The 19,381-nt window shown below is 57.0% G+C and carries 19 protein-coding genes; 10 read left to right on the top strand and 9 right to left on the bottom strand.

Annotation, left to right across the window (positions count from 1 at the left end; translation table 11 throughout):
* The first annotated feature begins 217 nt into the window (after window positions 1-217).
* The 3 genes from CWR52_RS14230 to CWR52_RS14220 are packed head-to-tail and all read left to right on the top strand — an operon-like array spanning window position 218 to window position 2,355.
* Window positions 218-1,240, top strand: a complete 1,023-nt coding sequence (locus CWR52_RS14230) for a hydrolase (RefSeq protein WP_104949972.1) — start codon at window positions 218-220, stop codon at window positions 1,238-1,240.
* Window positions 1,237-1,455 carry a YheU family protein gene (locus CWR52_RS14225; RefSeq protein ID WP_008503016.1) on the top strand — a complete coding sequence of 73 codons (219 nt, stop codon included), beginning with the start codon at window positions 1,237-1,239 and terminating at the stop codon, window positions 1,453-1,455. Before CWR52_RS14230 ends, CWR52_RS14225 begins: the two co-directional genes overlap by 4 nt.
* A gap of 30 nt (window positions 1,456-1,485) precedes the next feature.
* Window positions 1,486-2,355 (top strand): phosphoribulokinase, encoded by an 870-nt coding sequence (locus tag CWR52_RS14220; RefSeq protein ID WP_008503017.1) that lies wholly within the window; start codon window positions 1,486-1,488, stop codon window positions 2,353-2,355.
* An 86-nt stretch (window positions 2,356-2,441) separates the two neighbouring features.
* Here CWR52_RS14220 and CWR52_RS14215 read toward each other — a convergent pair whose 3' ends face one another.
* A complete protein-coding gene (locus CWR52_RS14215) occupies window positions 2,442-2,846 on the bottom strand; it encodes an OsmC family protein (RefSeq protein WP_014885509.1) in 405 nt (134 codons plus the stop codon).
* A 311-nt stretch (window positions 2,847-3,157) separates the two neighbouring features.
* On the opposite strand from CWR52_RS14215, the gene crp reads away from it, so the two are divergent.
* Both crp and CWR52_RS14205 read left to right on the top strand, forming a co-directional pair.
* Complete coding sequence (gene crp, locus CWR52_RS14210; protein ID WP_000242758.1) at window positions 3,158-3,790, top strand: cAMP-activated global transcriptional regulator CRP; 633 nt, start codon at window positions 3,158-3,160, stop codon at window positions 3,788-3,790.
* Window positions 3,791-3,847: 57 nt separating this feature from the next.
* The gene (locus CWR52_RS14205) at window positions 3,848-5,935 is read left to right on the top strand and encodes a YccS/YhfK family putative transporter (RefSeq protein WP_104949971.1); all 2,088 of its coding nucleotides are present in this window, start codon (window positions 3,848-3,850) and stop codon (window positions 5,933-5,935) included.
* On the opposite strand, the gene argD is transcribed toward CWR52_RS14205, so the two are convergent.
* The 4 genes from argD to ppiA all read right to left on the bottom strand — a co-directional run bounded on the left by argD (window position 5,932) and on the right by ppiA (window position 9,096).
* Window positions 5,932-7,152, bottom strand: a complete 1,221-nt coding sequence (gene argD, locus CWR52_RS14200) for a bifunctional acetylornithine/succinyldiaminopimelate transaminase (RefSeq protein ID WP_198313984.1) — start codon at window positions 7,150-7,152, stop codon at window positions 5,932-5,934. The two genes, CWR52_RS14205 and argD, sit on opposite strands and share 4 nt — an antisense overlap.
* A gap of 86 nt (window positions 7,153-7,238) precedes the next feature.
* Entirely contained in the window at window positions 7,239-7,802 is a 564-nt protein-coding gene (pabA, locus tag CWR52_RS14195) for an aminodeoxychorismate synthase component 2 (RefSeq protein WP_104949969.1), read from the bottom strand.
* Window positions 7,803-7,832: 30 nt separating this feature from the next.
* A complete protein-coding gene (locus tag CWR52_RS14190; protein WP_104949968.1) occupies window positions 7,833-8,417 on the bottom strand; it encodes a putative adenosine monophosphate-protein transferase Fic in 585 nt (194 codons plus the stop codon).
* A 106-nt stretch (window positions 8,418-8,523) separates the two neighbouring features.
* Window positions 8,524-9,096, bottom strand: a complete 573-nt coding sequence (gene ppiA, locus CWR52_RS14185; protein ID WP_014885514.1) for a peptidylprolyl isomerase A — start codon at window positions 9,094-9,096, stop codon at window positions 8,524-8,526.
* A 278-nt stretch (window positions 9,097-9,374) separates the two neighbouring features.
* Between ppiA and tsgA the strand changes: the two genes are divergently transcribed.
* A complete protein-coding gene (gene tsgA / locus CWR52_RS14180; RefSeq protein ID WP_021242206.1) occupies window positions 9,375-10,559 on the top strand; it encodes an MFS transporter TsgA in 1,185 nt (394 codons plus the stop codon).
* Between the two features lie 18 nt (window positions 10,560-10,577).
* On the opposite strand, the gene CWR52_RS14175 is transcribed toward tsgA, so the two are convergent.
* On the bottom strand, window positions 10,578-11,879 hold the full coding sequence (locus CWR52_RS14175) for a cytosine deaminase (protein WP_104950923.1): 1,302 nt from the start codon (window positions 11,877-11,879) through the stop codon (window positions 10,578-10,580).
* A gap of 239 nt (window positions 11,880-12,118) precedes the next feature.
* Between CWR52_RS14175 and nirB the strand changes: the two genes are divergently transcribed.
* The 4 genes from nirB to CWR52_RS14155 all read left to right on the top strand — a co-directional run bounded on the left by nirB (window position 12,119) and on the right by CWR52_RS14155 (window position 16,801).
* Window positions 12,119-14,662 (top strand): nitrite reductase large subunit NirB, encoded by a 2,544-nt coding sequence (gene nirB, locus CWR52_RS14170; protein WP_104949967.1) that lies wholly within the window; start codon window positions 12,119-12,121, stop codon window positions 14,660-14,662.
* Window positions 14,659-14,985 carry a nitrite reductase small subunit NirD gene (gene nirD / locus CWR52_RS14165; protein WP_045259347.1) on the top strand — a complete coding sequence of 109 codons (327 nt, stop codon included), beginning with the start codon at window positions 14,659-14,661 and terminating at the stop codon, window positions 14,983-14,985. The genes nirB and nirD overlap by 4 nt, the downstream gene beginning before the upstream one ends.
* 134 nt (window positions 14,986-15,119) lie before the next feature.
* Window positions 15,120-16,493 carry a siroheme synthase CysG gene (cysG, locus tag CWR52_RS14160; RefSeq protein WP_104949966.1) on the top strand — a complete coding sequence of 458 codons (1,374 nt, stop codon included), beginning with the start codon at window positions 15,120-15,122 and terminating at the stop codon, window positions 16,491-16,493.
* A 137-nt stretch (window positions 16,494-16,630) separates the two neighbouring features.
* Complete coding sequence (locus CWR52_RS14155) at window positions 16,631-16,801, top strand: YhfL family protein (RefSeq protein ID WP_008503029.1); 171 nt, start codon at window positions 16,631-16,633, stop codon at window positions 16,799-16,801.
* 143 nt (window positions 16,802-16,944) lie between these two features.
* Here CWR52_RS14155 and trpS read toward each other — a convergent pair whose 3' ends face one another.
* The 3 genes from trpS to rpe are packed head-to-tail and all read right to left on the bottom strand — an operon-like array spanning window position 16,945 to window position 19,373.
* On the bottom strand, window positions 16,945-17,949 hold the full coding sequence (gene trpS / locus CWR52_RS14150; RefSeq protein ID WP_024907925.1) for a tryptophan--tRNA ligase: 1,005 nt from the start codon (window positions 17,947-17,949) through the stop codon (window positions 16,945-16,947).
* Window positions 17,942-18,703: a phosphoglycolate phosphatase gene (gene gph, locus CWR52_RS14145; protein WP_104949965.1), complete on the bottom strand. Its 762-nt coding sequence runs from the start codon at window positions 18,701-18,703 to the stop codon at window positions 17,942-17,944. Before gph ends, trpS begins: the two co-directional genes overlap by 8 nt.
* Window positions 18,696-19,373 carry a ribulose-phosphate 3-epimerase gene (gene rpe / locus CWR52_RS14140; protein ID WP_008503032.1) on the bottom strand — a complete coding sequence of 226 codons (678 nt, stop codon included), beginning with the start codon at window positions 19,371-19,373 and terminating at the stop codon, window positions 18,696-18,698. Before rpe ends, gph begins: the two co-directional genes overlap by 8 nt.
* Between the last annotated feature and the right edge of the window lie 8 nt (window positions 19,374-19,381).

Here is a 19,381-nt window from a genome sequence, read left to right as displayed (position 1 = left end):
TGATTCAGCTAATCATTTTGATTTGCTTAACGTTGAGTAAAGTGTGCGCTCTGGTGAGAAAGGCATCAATTAAGCGTAGAGTGGAATCATTAGCCTGAGAGTAATAATCAAGGTAAATATTTGTGATCGGGATCAGTTCATGTTTCGGAAAACCAGGCTAAACGGGGTACAATTCGGAAAGTATCGTTAATTTCCGACAAGAATCAGCATCGCGCTTATGACCCAAATCATTCCATCAGGCTTCGAGATTGCCGCCGAAGACAGCACTGAGTTCGTGCCTATGCGCGGCGTCGCCAATCGCCATTTGCAGACCATGCTGCCGCGGCTGATCCGCCGCAAGGTGAAATTCACCCCACACTGGCAGCGGCTAGACCTGCCAGACGGTGACTTTCTGGATCTCGCCTGGAGCGAAGCGCCGGAACAGGCTCGCCATAAGCCGCGGCTGGTGGTTTTTCACGGTCTGGAAGGCAGCCTGCACAGCCCGTATGCGCACGGGTTAATTGAGGCGGCCAAAGCGCGCGGCTGGCTCGGCGTGGTGATGCATTTTCGCGGCTGCAGCGGCGAACCGAATCGCCAGAAACGCATTTATCACTCGGGTGAAACCGAAGACGGCACGTGGTTTTTACACTGGCTGCGGGACAATTTTGGCACAGTGCCCACCGCGGCGGTGGGCTACTCGCTGGGCGGCAATATGCTGGCCTGCCTGCTGGCTAAAGAGGGGGAAAGCGTCCCGCTGGATGCCGCCGTCATCGTCTCCGCCCCGTTCATGCTTGAGCAGTGCAGCTACCACATGGATAAAGGCTTTTCCCGCGTCTATCAGCGCTACCTGCTCAACCTGCTGAAGGCCAACGCGGCGCGTAAGCTGAAGGCCTACCCGGACACCCTCCCGGTCAGCCTGCGCCAGCTGAAAAAGGTACGCCGCATTCGCGAATTCGACGATCTGATCACCGCGAAAATTCACGGCTTCGCCGATGCGATTGACTATTATCGTCAGTGCAGCGCCATGCCGTTGCTCAGCAAGATCACGCAGCCGACGCTGATCATCCATGCCAAAGATGACCCATTTATGGATCATCACTCGATTCCCGCTCAGGAATTCCTGCCCGACAACGTTCACTATCAGTTGACCGAGCACGGCGGCCACGTCGGTTTTATCGGCGGCACGCTGCGCCGCCCGAAAATGTGGCTTGAGACGCGTATTCCTGACTGGCTAACCCCTTATCTGGACGGTGCAACATGATTATTCCCTGGCAGGATCTGGCTCCCGAAACGCTCGATAATCTGATTGAAAGCTTTGTATTACGCGAAGGCACCGATTATGGTGAACAGGAACGCTCGCTTGAGCAAAAGGTCAACGATGTAAAGCGCCAGCTGAAAAGCGGCGACGTGGTGCTGGTGTGGTCAGAACTGCATGAGACGGTCAATATCATGCCCCGCAACGCGTTTCACGGCTGATCTTCCACCCTTTTCAGTCAGGGAGTTGTTATGTCTGCCAGACATCCGGTTATTGCCGTTACGGGGTCGAGTGGTGCGGGAACCACCACCACCAGCCTCGCATTTCGCAAGATTTTCGCCCAGCTGAATCTTCGTGCGGCGGAGGTCGAAGGCGACAGCTTTCATCGCTACACGCGTCCGGAGATGGACATGGCCATCCGTAAGGCGCGCGATCTGGGTAAACACATCAGCTACTTCGGCCCGGAAGCCAATGACTTCGGCCTGCTGGAACAAACCTTTATCGAGTACGGCCAGAGCGGTAAAGGGCAATCCCGCAAGTATCTGCATACCTATGATGAAGCCGTTCCCTGGAATCAGGTGCCGGGTACCTTTACCCCCTGGCAGCCCCTGCCGGAACCCACCGATGTGCTGTTTTACGAAGGATTACACGGCGGCGTGGTCACGCCGCAACACGACGTGGCGCGCCATGTGGACCTGCTGGTTGGCGTGGTGCCTATCGTTAACCTGGAGTGGATCCAGAAGCTGACGCGTGACATGAGCGAACGCGGCCATTCGCGAGAGGCGGTGATGGACTCGGTGGTGCGCTCCATGGAAGATTACATCAACTTCCTGACGCCGCAGTTCTCCCGCACCCATATCAACTTCCAGCGCGTGCCGACGGTGGATACCTCCAACCCGTTCGCGGCCAAAAGTATCCCTTCCCTGGATGAGAGCTTTGTGGTGATTCATTTCCGCAATCTCGAAGGCATTGATTACCCCTGGCTGCTGGCGATGCTGCAGGGCTCGTTTATTTCGCACATGAATACGTTAGTCGTGCCGGGCGGAAAAATGGGGCTGGCGATGGAGCTCATCATGACGCCGCTGGTGGAGCGGTTGATGGAAGGGAAGCAGATTGCGTGAGTTGTTTTGCCCGGTGGCGCTACGCTTACCGGGCCTACGGTCGTGCTTTTGTAGGGCGGGTTAGCGAAGCGCCACCCGCCAAAAGATTAAGCCTCGATCACTTCATACGAATGGGTGATTTTTACCGCTTTCTCCAGCATTAACGCCACAGAGCAGTACTTCTCGGCAGACAGGTCCACCGCACGTGAAACCGCCGCGTCTTTCAGCGCTTTACCGGTGACCACAAAGTGCAGATTAATGTGGGTGAACAGGCGTGGCGCCTCTTCGCGACGTTCTGACGTCAGTTTCACCTCACAATCTGTCACGTCATGACGGCCTTTTTGCAGAATCGACACCACGTCAATGGCGCTGCATCCCCCTGCCGCCATCAGCACCATTTCCATTGGGCTGGGCGCTTTATCGCCGGAGTTTCCGTCCATCAAAATCTGGTGCCCTGACGCGGATTCGCCCAGGAACGTTAAACCTTCAACCCACTTCACGCGCGCTTGCATATTCTTAAACTCCAACGTTGCATTTTTGGTGACAGATTACGCGTGCGTTACATTTCTCGCAATGGAAGGCGACCTGCATCATGCTGAAGCGAGACACCAGGAGACACGCGGCGAAAGCTATGCTAAAACACTCTGGATGCTACAGTAATACATTGACGTTACACATGTATGCAGAGGACATCAAACTTTACTGGCTGCGAAACGTTACGGTAGCCGACTTCCCAGGGTATGGGTAAGAATTCGATTGCAACCCCAGAGTCCGGATGCATCTGATGACTCTGGTGACAGCTTATAACAGAGGATAACAGCGCATGGTGCTTGGCAAACCGCAAACAGACCCGACTCTCGAATGGTTCTTGTCTCATTGCCACATTCATAAGTACCCATCGAAGAGCACGCTGATTCACCAGGGTGAAAAAGCGGAAACGTTGTATTACATCGTTAAAGGCTCGGTGGCAGTGCTGATCAAAGATGAAGAAGGGAAAGAGATGATCCTTTCTTATCTGAACCAGGGCGATTTCATCGGTGAACTGGGCCTGTTTGAAGAGGGCCAGGAACGTAGCGCCTGGGTTCGTGCAAAGACAGCATGTGAAGTGGCTGAAATTTCTTACAAGAAGTTCCGTCAGCTGATTCAGGTTAACCCTGACATCCTGATGCGTCTTTCTTCCCAGATGGCGCGCCGCCTGCAGGTCACCTCTGAGAAAGTGGGCAACCTCGCCTTCCTGGACGTGACGGGCCGTATCGCACAGACCCTGCTGAACCTGGCGAAACAGCCAGACGCCATGACCCACCCGGACGGCATGCAAATTAAAATTACCCGTCAGGAAATTGGTCAGATCGTCGGTTGCTCCCGTGAAACAGTGGGCCGTATCCTGAAAATGCTGGAAGATCAAAACCTGATCTCCGCCCACGGTAAAACCATCGTGGTCTACGGAACGCGTTAATTCCGCTTAAACGGCGTGCCATCGCAAGGTGTCACGCCGTTTTTGTCTCTACTCCTCATGTGGCGCAGGCTGATCTATCACCCGGAAGTTAACTACGCACTTCGACAAACGCTGGTGTTGTGTCTTCCCGTGGCCATCGGCCTGATCCTCGGACACCTTCAGCAAGGCCTGCTCTTTTCCCTCGTGCCCGCCTGCTGCAACATTGCTGGCCTGGACACACCGCATAAGCGCTTTTTCAAACGCCTGATTATTGGTGGCTGTCTGTTTGCCGGCTGTAGCCTTGCCGTACAGCTGTTACTGGCTCGTGATATCCCGCTGCCGCTGATCCTGACCGTGCTGGCGATGACGCTCGGCGTCACGGCGGAAATCAGCTCGCTGCACGCCCGGCTGCTTCCCGCGTCACTCATTGCGGCCATCTTCACGCTAAGCCTCGCCGGGAATATGCCGGTGTGGGAGCCGCTGCTGATCTACGCCCTGGGGACACTATGGTACGGGCTGTTCAACTGGTTCTGGTTCTGGCTGTGGCGGGAACAGCCGCTGCGCGAATCCCTGAGCCTGCTCTATGTGCAGTTGGCGGAATACTGCGAAGCCAAATACACCCTGCTCACCCAGCATACCGATCCGGAAAAAGCCTTACCGCCGCTGCTGACGCGCCAGCAGAAGGTGGTGGATCTGATAAGCCAGTGCTATCAGCAGCTGCATATGCTCGCCGCCAACAAGAACCACGAATACAAACGGCTGCTGCGCACCTTCCAGGTCGGGCTGGATCTGCAGGAGCATATCTCCGTGAGCCTGCACCATCCGCAGGAGGTGCAAAAGCTGGTCGAGCGCAGCCACGCCGAAGCGGTGATCCGCTGGAACGCGCAGACCGTCTCGGCACGCCTGCGCGTGCTGGCTGACGATATTCTCTACCACCGCTATCCCACGCGCTTTAACATGGAAAAACAGCTCGGCGCGCTGGAGAAAATCGCCCGTCAGCATCCGGATAACCCGGTCGGCCAGTTTGCCGCCTGGCACTTCAGCCGCATCGCCCGCGTGCTGCGCACCCAGCGCCCGCTCTATCCGCGCGATCTGATGGCGGATAAGCAAAAACGGCTGCCGTTATTGCCCGCGCTCAAAAGCTATCTTTCTCTTAAATCGTCCGCCCTGCGCAACGCCGCACGAATTAGCGTGATGCTCAGTACCGCCAGCCTGATGGGCATGGCGCTGCACCTGCCGAAACCCTACTGGATCTTAATGACCGTGCTGTTTGTCACCCAGAACGGCTACGGCGCCACGCGGGTGCGTATTCTGCATAGGGCTGGCGGAACGATGGCCGGGCTGATCATCGCGGGCGTGACGCTGCATTTCCACGTGCCGGAAGGCTACACCCTGGCAGGGATGCTGGCGATAACGCTGGTGAGCTACCTGATTATCCGCAAAAACTACGGCTGGGCGATGGTGGGCTTCACGGTGACGGCGGTATACACCCTGCAGCTACTCACGCTCAATGGCGAACAGTTTATTGTCGCCAGGCTGATCGATACCCTGATCGGCTGCCTGATTGCCTTCGGCGGTATGGTCTGGCTCTGGCCGCAGTGGCAAAGCGGACTGCTGCGCCAGAACGCCCACGACGCGCTGGAAGCCGACCAGCAGGCCATTCGCCTGATCCTGAGCGACGACCCGCAACCCTCCCCGCTGGCGTATCAGCGCATGAAGGTCAACCAGGCGCACAACGCCCTGTTCAACTCACTCAACCAGGCAATGCAGGAGCCGGGCTTTAATTCGCACTATCTGGCAGACATGAAGCTCTGGGTGACGCACAGCCAGTTTATCGTCGAGCATATTAACGCCATGACCACGCTGGCGCGCGAGCACACGATGCTGACGCCGGATCTGGCGCAGCGCTATTTGCAGTCGTGTGAAATTGCGTTGCAGCGGTGTCAGCAGCGTCTGGAATATGACTCGCCGGGTGAGTCGGGAGATTCGAACATTCTGGAAGCGCCGGAAACGTTAACCCACGGGCCAATGAGCACCCTGGAGCAGCATTTGCAGCGCGTACTGGGACATCTGAACACCATGCACACCATTTCGTCGGTGGCATGGCGTCAGCGTCCGCATCACGGGATTTGGCTAACCCGCAGGTTGAAGCGGACGGCGTATTAACCTTTTACGATCTTCGCGACCGCGGCGGCAAACCGGGTTAACCCGTCTTCAATGTCTTTGTCTTCCACCACCAGCGAAGGTGCGAAACGCATTACGTCCGGCCCGGCGTTCAGCACCATCACCCCTTCGCGAGCGGCGGCGTGCAGGAAGTCGCGCGCGCGGCCCTTATACTGCGGCTTCAGCTCGGCACCAATCAATAACCCCATCCCGCGGATCTCGCTGAACACATCGTACTGCTCGTCAATCTTTTGCAGGTGTTTTACGAACAGCTCGCGCTTCGCGCTGACGCCGTTCAACACCTCTGGCGTGTTGATGATGTCGAACGCGGCACCCGCCACGGCGCTCGCCAGCGGGTTACCGCCGTAGGTGGAGCCGTGAGAGCCAACGTGGAACGCGGAGGCGATCTCCTGCGTCGTCAGTACCGCACTCACCGGGAAACCGCCGCCGAGCGCTTTCGCGCTGGTCAGAATATCCGGCGTCACGCCGTAGTGCATATACGCGAACAGATCGCCGGTACGTCCCATTCCGCACTGCACTTCATCAAAGACCAGCAGCGCCTGATGTTCGTCGCACAGCGCGCGCAGCCCTTTCAGGAATTCCGGGGTTGCCGCCGTCACGCCGCCTTCACCCTGGATCGGCTCAACGACTACCGCGCAGGTATGGTCGTCCATCACCGCTTTCACCGCGTGCAGATCGTTAAACGGCACGTGGACGATGTCGGCCGGCTTCGGGCCAAACCCGTCGGAATACTTCGGCTGGCCGCCAACGGAGACGGTAAAGAAGGAGCGTCCGTGGAAGGCATTGTGGAAGGCGATGATTTTGGTTTTATACGGGCTGTGGCGCGTTGTCGCGTAGTAGCGCGCCAGCTTGAAGGCGGTTTCGTTGGCTTCGGTGCCGGAGTTCATAAACAGCACGCGCTCGGCAAACGTGGCATCAATGATCTTACGCCCCAGGCGCAGCGCCGGCTCGTTGGTAAAGACGTTGCTGGTGTGCCACAGGGTTTCACCCTGTGTTTTCAGCGCCTCCACCAGCGCGGGATGGCAATGACCCAGCGCCGTGACCGCAATACCGCCCGCGAAATCCACATACTCTTTACCCTGCTGATCCCAGACGCGGCTGCCTTTCCCCTTCACCGGGATAAACTCAGCCGGTGCATAAATCGGCAGGATCACTTCATCAAATGTTGCGCGGGTAATTGCTGGTTGTTCAGTTGCCATGTCATGCCCATCCATTTTATGTCACATTGATTGTGAAAATATAATCACAAAATATGCATAAAAAATCACAGCAAGGCAACAGATATTCAGCGATGGAGGAAATTTGCCAGCAGCGCGTGCCCCTGCTCGCTGAGGATACTTTCCGGGTGGAACTGCACGCCTTCGAGGTCCCATTCACGGTGACGAATCCCCATGATCTCCTGCGTATCGCTCCAGGCGGTCACCTCAAAGCAGGCGGGCAGCGTCGGCGGGTCAATCACCAGCGAATGGTAGCGCGTCACGGTCAACGGATTATTGAGCCCCGTGAACACTCCGGTGCCCGTGTGGGTGATCGGCGAGGTTTTACCGTGCATCACTTTGGCAGCGCGCACGATGGTGGCACCAAACGCCTGGGCAATCGCCTGATGGCCCAGACAGACGCCCAGGATCGGCAGCCTGCCAGCATAGTGCTGGATCACATCCAGAGAAATACCCGACTCCGACGGCGTACACGGCCCCGGAGAAATCACGATTTTCTGTGGAGCCAGCGTCTCGATATCGGCGAGATCGATCTCGTCGTTGCGACGAACAACCACCTCTGCACCCAGTTCGCAAAAATACTGGTAAAGGTTCCAGGTGAAGGAATCGTAGTTATCAATCAGCAGAATCATGGCGGCTCCCGAAAAAAATGCCGCCCTATTCTACTCAGATTCCCGCGCTTCGCTCACTACTTTGGCAAAGATAGCGTTTAGCGCGGTTAAATCCCCCGTTGCGCCGCTGCGGTTAGCGGTCACCCACTGCTCGGGATCGATATCGCGCCAGTCCAGCGCGTAACCCGCGTGAAGCGCCAGTTGCTCGAAGAACACGCGTTGGGCAATGCCATTGCCGCGCATAAACGGGTGCAGCATGTTGATTTCGCAGTAATAGTGGCTAACCCGGTCAACAAACGCCGCTTTCTCAAGACCCACAAGATATTTTTCGCTTTCCAGCGCCGCCATCAGCTCGTTGCCCATCTTCTCGATATACTCAAAATGGCAGAAGGGAATGTCACCCTTGAAAATATCGTCGGTACGGAGTTCGCCTGCCCGCTTCATCTCGCTGCGGTACAGATGACGATGAATAAGGCACAGATGGGGCAACCCAGGCGCGGAAGGCCCAAGATCCAGCGTCTCAATGTGGGGTTCCGAGGGACCATTACCTTTCTCAAGGAGACAACTGGCCTGAAAGTTGACGCTACGCTGCTGCTCCCAGAGACGGGATTTTTGCTTGTCGGTGAGTTTTTTCACTTAACGCCTCCCTGAATAGTCCGTTTGCCACAAGTATAAGCAGCAAAACGCGCTTTCGCAGGGAGGGCGACATCACGCGGGCAGGAGAAGCCCGCGTTCAGAAGAATTACGGCAGAACTTTTGCGGAGAGGATCACGACAGGTTTTGACGGCACATTCTGATACGGACCGACGTCGTGAGTAGGCACCTGAGAAATCTTGTCAGCCACGTCCATCCCTTTCACGATTTTACCGAACACCGCATAGCCGAAGTCACGCTGACCGTGGTCGAGGAAGGCGTTATCCGCCACGTTGAGGAAAAACTGGCTGGTCGCGCTGTCTTTGTCCGCGGTACGCGCCATGGAGATGGTGCCGCGCTTGTTCAGCAGGCCGTTATCCGCTTCGTTTTTGATTGGCGGGTTCGGCTGTTTCTGCTGCATCTGCTCGTTGAAGCCGCCGCCCTGAATCATGAAGCCCGGGATCACGCGGTGGAAGGTGGTGTTGTTGTAGAAGCCGCTGTTCACGTAGTCGAGGAAGTTTTTCACAGAAACCGGAGCTTTCTGGCTATTCAGTTCCAGCTCAATATTCCCGGCGGAGGTGGTCAGCAGAACGTGAGGGTCCCCTTTTGCTGCCAGCGCAGCAGGGGAAACGGCAGAAAGAGCAAACACAGCTGCGACAGCCGCCAGTGTTGATTTGAGCATGAGAATTCCTTAACAAAGCGCAGTATAAAAAGCGAATGGCTTGATTCTAAAGAGCAGTATGAACGGAGACCAGCCTTTTACCTAATTTTACGAAATTGAAACAGTTGTAACCACGCAAACGATTGGTTTTATCGCCTTTTTATGTGATCGTGATCACATAAAAACCTGCAATGAACTTCTAATTTCTCTTAAAAGATATGAATAGATCACTTTAATGTCTAAAATCTGCCCGCTCTCAGCGCCCGATGGGCGCTTTTCTTTTTCTGAACAGGCCAGACATGACTAACAGCAATCGCATCAAGCTCACATGGATCAGCTTCTTCTCCTACGCCCTGACCGGTGCGTTGGTGATCGTCACCGGGATGGTGATGGGGAATATCGCAGACTACTTCCAGCTGCCCGTTTCCAGCATGAGTAACACCTTCACCTTCCTCAACGCGGGGATCCTGATCTCTATCTTCCTGAATGCCTGGCTGATGGAAATCGTGCCGCTGAAAACGCAGCTGCGCTTCGGCTTTGTGCTGATGGTCGCCGCCGTGGCGGGCCTGATGCTGAGCCACAGCATCGCCCTGTTCTCTGCCGCCATGTTCGTGCTCGGCCTGGTTAGCGGGATCACCATGTCGATCGGTACGTTCCTGATTACCCATATGTATGAAGGCCGCCAGCGCGGCGCGCGCCTGCTGTTTACCGACTCCTTCTTCAGCATGGCCGGAATGATTTTCCCGATGGTCGCGGCCGTTCTGCTGGCGCGCAGCATCGAGTGGTACTGGGTCTATGCCTGCATTGGTCTCGTCTACGTGGCGATCTTTATTCTGACCTTCGGCTGCGAGTTCCCGGTACTGGGCAAGAAAGCGCAAACCACGGCAGAGCCTGTGGCGAAAGAGAAATGGGGTATCGGCGTGCTGTTCCTCTCCATCGCCGCCCTGTGCTACATCCTGGGCCAGCTGGGCTTTATCTCCTGGGTACCGGAATACGCCAAAGGTCTGGGCATGAGCCTGAACGATGCGGGTAAACTGGTGAGCGATTTCTGGATGTCTTACATGTTCGGTATGTGGGCGTTTAGCTTCATCCTGCGCTTCTTCGACCTGCAGCGCATTCTGACCGTGCTGGCAGGTCTGGCGACCGTGCTGATGTATCTGTTCATCAACGGCTCCCCGGAACATATGCCGTGGTTCATTCTGACCCTGGGCTTCTTCTCCAGCGCGATCTACACCTCGATCATCACCCTGGGCTCCCTGCAGACCAAAGTGGCCTCGCCGAAGCTGGTTAACTTCGTTCTGACCTGCGGCACCATCGGCACCATGCTGACCTTCGTGGTGACGGGCCCGATCGTTGCCCACAGCGGCCCGCTGGCCGCGCTGCACACCGCGAACGGTCTGTACGCCGTGGTGTTCATCATGTGCTTCATCCTGGGCTTTGTGACCCGCCACCGCCAGCACAACGCGGCAGCGGCATCGCACTAAACCCTGCGCCCCTTTGCATTATGCAGAGGGGCTGTTTCTGGCGAAACTGACCTCTTCTCCTCCGGTATCCATCTGGATCCAGGTCTGCGCCAGCTGCGTGGTGGCGATAATCCGCCCCTGACGAATCGACCAGCGCACCGGCACCTGACAGCGCACCGCTTCAAACCCGCTCTCCGCAGGCAAAATAATCAGATTTGCCGGATTTCCCGTTTCAATACCGTAATCGCTCAGGCCGAAGGTACGGGCGCTGTTATGGGTGATCAGGTTCAGGCCATTATCGATTTGCGGATAGCCCATCATCTGGCAGACGTGAAGCCCCATATGCAGCACCTGCAGCATATTGCCCGTGCCGAGCGGGTACCACGGGTCGAAGACATCGTCGTGACCAAAGCAGACGTTAATGCCCGCCTCCTGCAGTTCTTTCACGCGGGTGATACCGCGACGCTTCGGATAGTCATCAAAGCGCCCCTGCAGGTGGATGTTGACCAGCGGGTTAGCAACGAAGTTAATCCCCGACATCTTCAGCAGACGGAAGAGCCGCGAGGTGTAAGCGCCATTGTAGGCGTGCATGGCGGTGGTGTGGCTGGCCGTCACGCGCGGGCCGATGCCAGCCTCATACGCCAGCGTGGCCACCGTCTCGACAAACCGCGACTGTTCATCGTCAATTTCATCGCAGTGGATATCCAGCGGTCGGTCATACTTCTTCGCCAGTTCAAAAGCGATGTGCAGCGACTGGACGCCATATTCCCGGGTAAATTCGAAGTGCGGGATCGCCCCCACCACGTCGGCCCCCAGTTTTAACGCCTCTTCCAGCAGCGCCGCGCCGTTCGGGTAAGAGAGAATACCTTCCTGCGGGAACGCGACGATTTGCAGCGTTACCCACGGCGCCACCTCCTGCTTCACCTCCAGCATCGCCTTCAGGGCGGTGAGCGTCGGGTCAGAGACATCCACATGGGTACGAACAAACTGGATGCCGTTAGCGATTTGCCACTTCAGCGTTTTCCAGGCGCGTGCTTTCACATCCTCATGGCTGAGCAGCGCCTTGCGCTCCGCCCAGCGTTCAATGCCTTCGAACAGCGTGCCGGACTGGTTCCAGTTCGGCTCCCCCGCCGTCTGGGTGGTATCAAGATGAATATGCGGCTCGATGAACGGCGGGAGAGCCAGCCCACCGCGCGCGTTCAGTACCTCATAACTTTCGGCGTGGGTATCGTCCATGGGGGTGATGTCACCAAATCGCCCGTTCTCGATGGCAAGTTGCCACAGCCCATCCCGACCCGGTAAACGCACATTCTGAACAAGCCATAACGGTGATGTAGACATACCTTTCCCCTCATAAACGCAGCTGATATTCAGGCGTATCGATTTTTGCAAAACCGCCCCTGAGTTGTACACAAATTCAACGAACACGAAAAGCCTGCGATTTCCGCCACTTATAAAAATCCTGACAAATCAGTCATATACCACCTAAGGAGTAGGCGAAGACGTATTTGATTTGCATCAATAAGCGCCCCTGCTGAATCGTTAAGGTAGGCAATAATAGAAAAGAAATCGAGGCAATAATGAGCAAAGTCAGACTCGCTATCATCGGTAACGGTATGGTCGGCCACCGCTTTATTGAGGATCTTCTCGATAAGGCCGATGCTGAGCAGTTCGATATTACCGTGTTCTGTGAAGAACCCCGCAAGGCGTACGATCGTGTGCACTTGTCTTCCTACTTCTCCCATCATACCGCCGAAGAGCTCTCTCTGGTGCGCGAAGGTTTCTACGAGAAGCATGGCGTAAAAGTGCTGGTGGGCGAACGCGCTATCACCATCAACCGTCAGGAAAAAGTGATCCACTCCAGTGCTGGCCGTACGGTTTTTTACGACAAGCTGATCATGGCGACGGGCTCGTACCCGTGGATCCCGCCAATTAAAGGCTCGGAAACACAGGATTGCTTCGTTTACCGTACCATTGAAGATCTCAACGCTATCGAATCCTGTGCGCGTCGAAGCAAACGCGGCGCGGTTGTCGGCGGCGGCCTGCTGGGTCTGGAAGCGGCAGGCGCGCTGAAAAACCTCGGCGTTGAAACCCACGTCATCGAATTTGCCCCGATGCTGATGGCCGAACAGCTGGACCACATGGGTGGTGACCAGCTGCGTCGTAAAATCGAAAGCATGGGCGTGAAGGTTCACACCAGCAAGAACACCAAAGAGATCGTTCAGGAAGGGACTGAAGCACGCAAAACCATGCGCTTTGCCGACGGCAGCGAGCTGGAGGTGGACTTCATCGTCTTCTCCACCGGTATTCGTCCGCGCGACAAGCTGGCGACCCAGTGCGGGCTGGCCGTGGCGCAGCGCGGCGGGATCATGATTAACGACACCTGCCAGACCTCCGATCCGGATATTTACGCCATCGGCGAATGCGCCAGCTGGAACAACCGCGTATACGGTCTGGTGGCGCCGGGCTACAAAATGGCGCAGGTCGCCGTGGATCATATCCTCGGTAACGAAAACGCCTTCACCGGCGCAGACATGAGCGCCAAGCTGAAGCTGCTGGGCGTGGATGTAGGCGGTATTGGCGATGCGCACGGCCGCACCCCGAATTCCCGCAGCTACGTCTATCTGGACGAAAGCAAAGAGGTCTACAAACGACTCATCGTCAGCCAGGACAACAAAACCCTGCTCGGCGCGGTGCTGGTGGGCGACACCAGCGACTTCGGTAACCTGCTCCAGCTGGTGCTCAATGCCATCGAGCTGCCGGAAAACCCGGACGCGCTGATCCTCCCGGCACACGCCTCCAGCGGCAAGCCGTCCATCGGCGTGGATAAACTGCCGGACAGCGCGCAGATTTGCTCCTGCTTCGACGTGACCAAAGGCATGCTGATCTCCGCGATCAACAAAGGGTGCCACACCGTTGCGGCGCTGAAAGCGGAAACCAAAGCCGGTACTGGCTGCGGCGGCTGTATTCCGCTGGTCACTCAGGTGCTAAACGCCGAACTGGCGAAACAGGGCATCGAAGTGAACAACAACCTGTGCGAGCACTTCGCGTATTCTCGCCAGGAGCTGTACCACCTGATCCGCGTGGAAGGCATCAAATCCTTCGACGAACTGCTGGCGAAGCACGGCCAGGGCTACGGCTGTGAAGTGTGTAAACCGACCGTCGGCTCCCTGCTGGCCTCCTGCTGGAACGAGTACGTGCTCAAGCCCGAGCATACGCCGCTGCAGGACACCAACGACAACTTCCTGGCTAACATCCAGAAAGACGGCACCTACTCCGTGATTCCACGCTCGGCGGGTGGTGAAATCACGCCGGAAGGGCTGGTCGCGGTGGGCCGTATCGCGCGTGAATTTAACCTCTACACCAAAATTACCGGCTCCCAGCGTATCGGCCTGTTTGGCGCGCAGAAGGACGACCTGCCGGAAATCTGGCGTCGGCTGATTGAAGCGGGCTTCGAAACCGGCCACGCGTATGCTAAAGCGCTGCGCATGGCGAAAACCTGTGTGGGCAGCACCTGGTGTCGCTACGGCGTCGGCGACAGCGTGGGCTTCGGCGTTGAGCTGGAAAACCGCTACAAAGGCATCCGTACCCCGCACAAAATGAAGTTCGGCGTCTCCGGCTGTACCCGCGAATGTGCGGAAGCGCAGGGTAAAGACGTGGGTATTATTGCCACCGAGAAAGGCTGGAACCTGTATGTGTGCGGCAACGGCGGGATGAAACCGCGCCATGCGGACCTGCTGGCGGCGGATCTCGATCGTGACACGCTGATTCAGTATCTCGATCGCTTCATGATGTTCTACATCCGTACCGCCGATAAGCTGACCCGTACCGCCTCCTGGCTCGATAACCTCGAGGGCGGCATCGACTACCTGAAATCGGTCATTATCGACGACAAGCTGGGCCTGAACGAACATCTGGAAGCGGAGATGGCGCGCCTGCGCGAGGCGGTGATCTGCGAGTGGACGGAAACCGTCAACACCCCGGCGGCGCAGACGCGCTTCAAACACTTTATCAACAGCACCCAGCGCGACCCGAACGTACAGGTTGTGCCGGAGCGCGAACAGCATCGTCCGGCGACGCCGTATGAACGTATTCCGGTCACGCTGGTGGAGGAAAACGCATGAGCCAGTGGGTAAACATCTGCAATATTAACGACATTCTCCCCGCCACCGGCGTCTGTGCGCTGCTGGGCAACGAGCAGGTCGCGATTTTCCGGCCTCGCCACGATGAACAGGTCTTTGCCATCAGCAATATCGACCCGTTCTTCGAGGCCAGCGTGCTCTCCCGCGGCCTGATTGCCGAGCACCAGGGTGAACTGTGGGTCGCCAGCCCGTTGAAAAAGCAGCGTTTCCGCTTAACCGACGGGCACTGCATGGAAGATGAAAGCTTCTCCGTGAAGCACTACGACGCCCGCGTAAAGGACGGCAAGGTGCAGCTCAAAGCGTAACCCTCCGCCTTTCCAATAGGAAAGGCTTATGACCCCTTATGGGTAACGGCAGGAAAAACCGTATGTTCTGTACGATTCCTGCTGTTATCCTGACGTCAATTCTTCCCCCGCCATGAATGCTGTGAGGTAACGTCGTGGATCACCTGCCGATTTTTTGTCAATTACGCAACCGCGACTGCCTGCTCGTGGGCGGCGGCGACGTGGCCGAGCGCAAAGCGCGCCTGCTGTTAGAGGCTGGCGCCCGCCTGACCGTTAACGCTCTTACCTTCGCTCCCCAGTTTGAGGTTTGGGCTCAGGAAGGGATGCTCACGCTGGAACAGGGCGCGTTTAATGAATCCCTGCTGGATACCTGCTGGCTAACCATTGCCGCGACGGATGACGATGAAGTGAACCAGCGCGTGAGTGACGCCTGCGAGGTACGTCGTATCTTCTGCAACGTGGTGGATGCGCCGAAAGAGGCCAGCTTTATCATGCCGTCGATTATCGACCGCTCGCCGCTGATGATTGCAGTCTCGTCCGGGGGACGTTCGCCGGTTCTCGCGCGTCTGCTGCGGGAAAAACTGGAAGCCCTGTTGCCCCAGCATCTTGGCCAGATTGCGCATTATGCCGGGCAGCTGCGTTCACGCGTGAAGCAAACCTTCGCGACCGTGGGCGAGCGCCGTCGCTTCTGGGAAAAATTCTTTGTGAACGACAGGCTGGCGCAGTCGCTGGCGAATCAGGACACCAAAGCCGTTGAAGAGACGACCGAACAGCTGCTGAGCGAACCGCTGGACCATCGCGGTGAAGTGGTGCTGGTGGGCGCAGGCCCCGGTGATGCGGGTTTGCTGACGCTGAAAGGGCTACAGCAGATCCAGCAGGCCGATATTGTGGTGTACGACCGTCTGGTGTCCGATGACATCATGAATCTGGTCCGTCGCGATGCCGACCGCGTCTTCGTGGGCAAACGGGCGGGCTACCACTGCGTGCCGCAGGAGGAGATCAACCAGATCCTGTTGCGCGAGGCGCAGAAAGGTAAGCGCGTGGTGCGCCTGAAGGGGGGCGATCCGTTTATCTTTGGTCGCGGCGGCGAGGAGCTGGAAACCCTGTGCGACGCGGGCATTCCGTTTTCTGTCGTGCCGGGCATTACGGCGGCATCCGGCTGTTCAGCGTACTCTGGCATTCCGCTGACCCACCGCGACTATGCTCAGAGCGTGCGTCTGGTGACGGGCCACCTGAAGACCGGCAGCGAGATGGACTGGCATAACCTGGCCGCTGAAAAGCAGACGCTGGTGTTCTACATGGGGCTCAATCAGGCCGCCACGATTCAGGCGAAGCTGCTGGAGCACGGTATGAATGCGGATATGCCCGTCGCGCTGGTCGAAAACGGCACCGCCATTACGCAGCGCGTGGTGGATGGCGTGCTGACGCAGCTCGGTGAGCTGGCGCAGCAGGTTGAAAGCCCGGCGCTGATTGTGGTGGGCCGCGTGGTTGAACTGCGCGACAGGCTGAACTGGTTCTCAAATCACTAACGCATATTCTCCCTTCCTGGAGTAGTCCTTAAGCGGACTACTCCCCTCTTACGCCTACCGATAACATACCGCCCGCATAGTGGAACTTTTCCATTTATTCCCTCGTATTACATCCATTTTTTAGACAAGGAATGCATATGTTCAAACTGGCAAAAGCCGCCGTTCTGGTTGGCCTGTTATCGACGCTGACGGCCTGCACCGGTCACGTACAGAACACCAAAAATAACTGCAGCTACGATTATCTGCTGCACCCGGCGATCTCCATTTCGAAAATCATCGGTGGTTGCGGCCCGGCAGCGCAGCAGTAAGCGTTTTACAGGCGTAAAAAAACCGGGACATCCCGGTTTTTTTGTTGGCGTAGAACGGTTTTTTGTCGGGTGGCGGCTTCGCCTTACCCGACCTACACGATCCTGTAGGCCGGGTAAGCGTAAGCGCCACCCGGCAAGCAGACTCAAGGCTTCGCAACAAACCCAATCGCTTCATACACCGCTTTCAGGGTTTCGGACGCGCGCGCGCTGGCTTTTTCCGCGCCCTCTTTCATCACTTTCTGCAGGAAAGCTTCGTCGTTTCGGTAGCGGTGATAACGCTCCTGCAGCTCGGTCAGCATGCCGGAAACGGCATCTGCTACTTCGCCTTTCAGGTGGCCGTACATCTTGCCTTCGAAGTGTTTTTCCAGCTCAGGGATGCTCTGGCCGGTGACGCCGGAGAGGATATCCAGCAGGTTGGAGACGCCCGCTTTGTTCTGCACGTCGTAGCGCACGACAGGCGGCTCATCGGAGTCCGTGACCGCGCGCTTGAGTTTTTTCACCACCGATTTCGGATCTTCCAGCAGGCCGATAACGTTGTTGCGGTTATCGTCAGACTTGGACATCTTTTTGGTCGGCTCCAGCAGCGACATCACGCGCGCGCCGGACTTCGGAATGAAAGGCTCAGGCACTTTAAACACATCGCCGTAGATCGCGTTGAAGCGCTGGGCGATATCACGGCTCAGCTCCAGGTGCTGCTTCTGGTCTTCACCCACCGGGACCTGGTTAGTCTGGTACAGCAGAATGTCTGCCGCCATCAGCACCGGATAGTCAAACAGACCGGCGTTGATGTTTTCAGAGTAGCGCGCGGATTTATCCTTGAACTGGGTCATGCGGCTCAGCTCGCCGAAATAGGTGTAGCAGTTCAGCGCCCAGCCCAGCTGCGCGTGCTCCGGCACGTGAGACTGAACGAAGATGGTGCTCTTCTCTGGATCAATACCGCAGGCCAGATACAGCGCCAGGGTGTCCAGCGTGGCTTTGCGCAGCTTCTCAGGATCCTGACGCGCGGTAATCGCATGGAGATCGACGATGCAGTAAATGCAATGGTAGTCATCCTGCATGCTGACCCACTGACGTAACGCACCCATGTAGTTACCAATGGTCAATTCACCTGAAGGCTGTGCGCCACTAAAAACGATGGGCTTAGTCATTATTCAATTCCTGATGTTCACTGTGCGAAAGCCCGAGTGCGGGCAACAAATCTTTGAAGTGGTCGAAAACGACGTCCGGCTCACTCAGCGTGATGGCTTCACCGTAGTTGTAGCCATAGGTTAACCCCACGGAAGGACACCCAGCCGCGCGGGCAGCCAGAATATCATTGCGGGAATCGCCGACAAAGAGCAGCTCCGCAGGCGTTAAGGATAATTTTCCTGCCACCAGCAGCAGCGGTTCCGGATGCGGCTTTTTATTCTGCACATCGTCGCCGCCTACAATGACGGAGAAATACTTCGCGATATCGAGCGCTTCCAGCAGAGGCGCAACGAACGGGGTTGGCTTGTTGGTCACCAGCCCCAACGGGATGCCCTTCGCGTGCAGCGCGTTCAGCGTTTCCTGAACGTCAGGGAACAGGAAACTGCCCTCCTCGACGGTCTCTTCATAGAAACGATCGAACAGTTTGCGCAGAATACGCAGTTGCTCTTCCTGCGGGATATCGGCGTGATCGACGCTTGGTTTCCCCTGCGCGAAACGCTGTGACGCACGCTCCTGACGCGCCCACGTCAACGCGCGCTCCATCAGGACATCGGCACCGTTGCCAATCCATGTAATCACACGATCTTCGCCCGCAACGGGCAGTTCCAGTGCATACAGCGCCTGATCGACGGCGCTCGTTAAGCCCGGCGCGCTGTCGACCAACGTACCGTCGAGGTCGAATGCCACACCCCGAATAGCCTGTAATTTATCCATGACTTACCTTCGCCAGCTCGCGGCGCATTTCATCGATGACTTTTTTGTAATCCGGTTGGTCGAAAATGGCTGAACCGGCAACGAACATATCCGCGCCTGCCGCCGCAATTTCACCAATGTTATTCACTTTCACGCCGCCGTCCACTTCCAGACGAATATCGTAGCCTGACTCGTCAATACGACGGCGGACTTCACGCAGCTTATCCAGCGTGTGGGGGATGAATGACTGGCCGCCAAAGCCCGGGTTAACGGACATCAGCAGGATCACGTCCAGCTTGTCCATGACATAATCGAGATAGCTCAGCGGCGTGGCCGGGTTAAACACCAGACCCGCTTTACAGCCGTTCTCTTTGATCAGCTGCAGCGTGCGATCCACATGTTCAGAGGCTTCCGGATGGAAGGTAATGATGCTGGCACCCGCCGCGGCAAAGTCAGGCACGATGCGATCAACCGGTTTCACCATCAGGTGAACGTCGATCGGGGCGGTGATGCCATAGTTACGCAGCGCCTTGAGCACCATCGGACCGATGGTCAGGTTAGGAACGTAGTGGTTATCCATCACGTCGAAATGGACGACATCCGCGCCAGCCGCCAGTGCGTTGGCAGTGTCTTCACCCAGGCGGGCAAAATCGGCCGACAGAATTGAGGGAGCAATCAAAAACTGTTTCATCCGCTTCT

The organism is Enterobacter sp. SGAir0187, from assembly GCF_002952735.2.
In the GTDB taxonomy this organism is placed as follows: Bacteria; Pseudomonadota; Gammaproteobacteria; order Enterobacterales; family Enterobacteriaceae; genus Enterobacter; species Enterobacter quasiroggenkampii.
The sequence above is the reverse complement of the archived record's forward strand: the minus strand, read 5'-3'. Positions and strand labels throughout refer to the sequence as shown.